The following is a 3803-nucleotide window of genomic DNA, read 5'->3' as shown; positions in this document are numbered from 1 at the left end:
GGGAATGACGGAGGGGGTGCGGAATGACAAAAAGAGGGGTAATGTGGAAATGTCTTAAGTGAAACATTTCAAGTGAAATACTTCAGGTGAACTATTTCAGGTGAAACATTTCAGGTGAAACATTTCATATTGACTGCTTCCATTTTTTACTGATATAGTGCGACATATGAATAAAAAAATCTCAAAAGAAAAAAGGCTGAGTGCAAGGCTGATGCTATAGATGAGAAAACAGCTGATTTGAACAAATTGAACATGATTGAACACTCTGACGATAAAAATGAAGATAATTCAAGCACTTAGGGAATTGAAATTGAACCTATAAAAAAAGGAGATGGCAACGATTCAACGAATCCTGTTGGAGTAGATTTTTGAAGGGGCAATTCATGCTATTGCAGAGCCATATGGCGAAGTCGTATAATTAAATTTCAATCGTGAATATAGTTGTCTGCATAAAACAGGTTCCTGACACTGCTGAGGTAAGGATTAACCCAGAGACAGGCACACTTATGAGAGAGGGTGTGCCAAGCATCATAAACCCATATGACATGCATGCAGTAGAGGCCGCATTATCCATTAAAGAAAAGCTCGGCAAAGGAAAAGTTACTGCCCTTACAATGGGCCCTCCACAAGCAGAGGTTGCGCTCAGGGATGTTATAGCCATGGGTGTTGACGAAGGGGTTCTCTTAACAGGAAAGGCTTTTGCAGGCTCAGATACATTAGCCACCTCATATGCCCTTTCAAAGGCAGTAGAGAGGCTCGATGCAGATATAATCATCTGTGGCAAGCAGGCAATAGACGGAGACACTGCACAGGTAGGACCCGAGGTGGCAGAGCTTCTAAACATTCCCCATATCTCCTATGTGAGAAAAATAGAGGATATAGGAGAAAAGGCTATAAAGGTTCAAAGGCTTATGGACGATGGCTCGGATATTGTTGAATCCAGTCTGCCTCTTCTTTTAACGGTAGTTAAAGAGCTTAACGAGCCCAGATTGCCTTCTTTAAAAGGAAAGATTACTGCTAAGAAAGCAGAGATTAAAAAATGGTCTCCTGAGGACATTGGTGCAGATGAGGAAAGATTAGGTTTAAAGGGCTCGGCAACTCAGGTCAAGAGAATCTTTGCACCCGAGCAAAGAGGAGACCGAAGGATTCTTAAGGGCAAGGTCGAAGAGCAGGTGGATGAACTCATAAATGAGCTTAAGGGACTGAAATGCCTGTAATCGTTATTGCCGATAAATGCACTGGATGCGAAAGCTGTTTAGGCAGTTGCCCGTATGAGGCAATTGTCATGAAGGAGGGCAAGGCTTATATTACAGAGTACTGCCAGCTGTGTATGGCATGCCTTCCTGTATGCCCTGAGGGAGCTATTGTAGAGATAAAGGAGAAAGAGTCTGTTACTGTCCCTCTAACCGACTACAAAGGGGTCTGGGTGTTTGCAGAGACAAGAGGCTCTGAGGTAGCAGATGTCTCATACGAACTTCTTGGCAGAGGAAGGGGGCTTTCCGATGACCTTGGCGTTGAGCTAACCGCAGTCTTATTCGGGGCAGGCAGGGATAAGGCAGACCTGCTTATAAGATGGGGGGCTGATAAGGTCTATTACTCGAATGACCCAATATTCGAGAGATTCAACGATGAGCCTTATACAGGGCTTCTTAGCTCACTCATAAATGAGCATAAGCCAGAGATTGTGCTTGCAGGCGCAACTTCGATTTGAAGGTCATTTATACCGAGGGTAGCGGCAAGGCTAAAAACAGGCTTGACTGCCGACTGCACAGGGTTAAGTATAGATAAAGAGACAAGAAACCTTCTTCAGACAAGGCCTGCCTTTGGGGGAAACATAATGGCAACTATCATATGCCCTGCAAGGAGACCGCAGATAGCCACTGTGAGGCCAAGGGTCATGAAAAGGGGGCAGTATAACGAAAACAAAAAGGGTGAGATTATAGAGGTAAAGGCAAGTGGCATTACTTCAAGAAGTCATGTGATTGCCTCGGAAAAAAAGGCTTCTTCAGGGGGCAATCTTCTTGAGGCAAATGTCATAGTTTCAGGCGGAAGAGGGGTTGGAGAGAAAGGCTTTAGAATGCTCTATGAGCTTGCAGAGCTTTTGGGAGGCGCACTTGGAGCCTCGAGGGCAGCAGTGGATGAAGGCTGGATTCCTTATAGCCAGCAGGTTGGACAGACAGGGAAAACAGTATGCCCAAGGCTTTACATAGCATGCGGAATATCAGGAGCAGTCCAGCATCTGGTTGGAATGCAGTCCTCCGATATAATAGTGGCGATAAATAAAAACCCAGAGGCACCGATATTCAATGTTGCAACCTATGGTATAATCGGTGATGTCTTTGAGGTAATTCCACTTCTCATAAAAAGGCTCAAGGAGATGAAGGGCTAATGAAAATAGCATTTGTCTTTCCTGGACAGGGCTCTCAGCATGTGGGTATGGCTTCTGACCTTTATAACAACTTCAAGGAAGTAAGGGAGTTATACAGGCAGGCTGAGGAGGTGCTTGGATACGACCTCGCAGGGCTAAGCTTCAGAGGACCTGCCGAGGAGCTTAACAAGACCATTAAAACTCAACCATGTCTTCTTTTAGCAAGCATCTCTGCCTATACAGTCATTACATCGAAGAATGTTCTGCCCAGTGTTGTTGCAGGACATAGCTTAGGTGAGTATTCTGCCTTAGTTGCCTCAGAGGTTTTTTCATTGGGAGATGGACTTGAGATTACTGAGATGAGGGGAAAGATGATGCAGGAGGCAGTTCCTGAAGGGGAGGGCATGATGGCAGCTATTTTAGGACTTCAAAGGCAGGATGTGGATAAGATATGCCTCGATGTAAAGGTAGGTTATGTAAGGTCTGCAAACTATAACTGTCCGGGACAAATAGTAATATCAGGACAGAGGCAGGCAGTTACTGAGGCAATGAGGCTGATGAAAGAGGCAGGTGCCAAAAGGGCAATTCCGCTTCGGGTAAGTGTTCCCTCCCACTCAGCCCTGATGGAGAATGCATCAAAAAGGCTTTCTGAGTTTCTTTTCTTAGAAGACATTTATATGAATGAGCCAAAGATACCGATTGTAAGCAATGCAGATGCAATATTTCTTACGACTGCCATTGGTGTGAAGGCATCGTTGGTGAAACAGCTTCAGAGCCCTGTTTTATGGGAAGACTCTGTAAGAGAAATGGTAAAGTTTGGTGTAGATACATTTGTAGAGGTTGGTCCGGGAACTGTTCTTTCAGGATTGATTAAAAGGATAGAGCCTTCTGCAAAGCTCCTTAATGTTCAGGACACAGAGAGCCTTGAGCAGACACTGGCGGCATTGAAATAATTCCTGCCAAAGATTGACAAAAACTTGATTTGGAATTGGTATACTATTAGATAAGATTTTTAATTCCTGGGTAGCTCAGTTGGCAGAGCGGGTGGCTGTTAACCACTTGGTCGGGGGTTCGAGTCCCTCCCCAGGAGCTTTCTTTTTTTCGATCGAATGCCTGTATCGTAGTGATTTTAAAGAGATTACTAATATCTGGTTAACACCAAAACCTTATGTGCCAGGTTTAGAACCCTAAGCACAGGGACTTGCCCAGCAGCGAGTGGTTAACAAATAGCAGATTGGCTCGGTCTATTCATGACTCGAGGAATGAGGAATGACAGAAAAGGAATAAGGAATGATATCCTACATTCAATCTCGAAGTGCAACAGATGCGACTTCAAGGGGCGTCTTGTAGCCCAGACATTTTCTGGGCCTTGTGTTAATTAATGATGCTACCATTGCCACCTGCTCATTGGTTATTTTACCGAAGTCCGTGCCTT

General features: G+C 44.6%; 2 protein-coding genes, 1 tRNA gene and 1 pseudogene. All 4 read left to right on the top strand.

The genetic code is table 11. The annotated features are described in order from the left end of the window. Positions 1 to 431: 431 nt before the first annotated feature. The 4 genes and pseudogenes from HY805_08710 (at position 432) to HY805_08695 (ending at position 3458) form a co-directional block, all read left to right on the top strand. On the top strand, positions 432 to 1217 hold the full coding sequence (locus HY805_08710) for an electron transfer flavoprotein subunit beta/FixA family protein (GenBank protein ID MBI4824289.1): 786 nt from the start codon (positions 432 to 434) through the stop codon (positions 1215 to 1217). Continuing rightward, positions 1208 to 2389, top strand: a pseudogene (locus tag HY805_08705) (4Fe-4S binding protein). Before HY805_08710 ends, HY805_08705 begins: the two are co-directional and overlap by 10 nt. Next, positions 2389 to 3321, top strand: coding sequence for an ACP S-malonyltransferase (fabD, locus tag HY805_08700; GenBank protein MBI4824288.1), 933 nt, complete (start codon positions 2389 to 2391; stop codon positions 3319 to 3321). The pseudogene HY805_08705 and the gene fabD overlap by 1 nt, the downstream one beginning before the upstream one ends. A 64-nt stretch (positions 3322 to 3385) precedes the next feature. Continuing rightward, positions 3386 to 3458: transfer RNA gene (locus HY805_08695), tRNA-Asn, on the top strand. Positions 3459 to 3803: the final 345 nt, after the last annotated feature.

This window comes from Nitrospirota bacterium, assembly GCA_016207905.1.
In the GTDB taxonomy this organism is placed as follows: Bacteria; Nitrospirota; Thermodesulfovibrionia; order Thermodesulfovibrionales; family JdFR-86; genus JACQZC01.
Note: the sequence above shows the minus strand (reverse complement) of the source record. Positions and strands in the feature narration are given on the sequence as shown.

Excerpts from the sequence above, each read along its gene's own strand:
- fabD (MBI4824288.1), top strand. The coding sequence starts at position 2,389 with ATGAAAATAGCATTTGTCTTTCCTGGACAGGGCTCTCAGCATGTGGGT.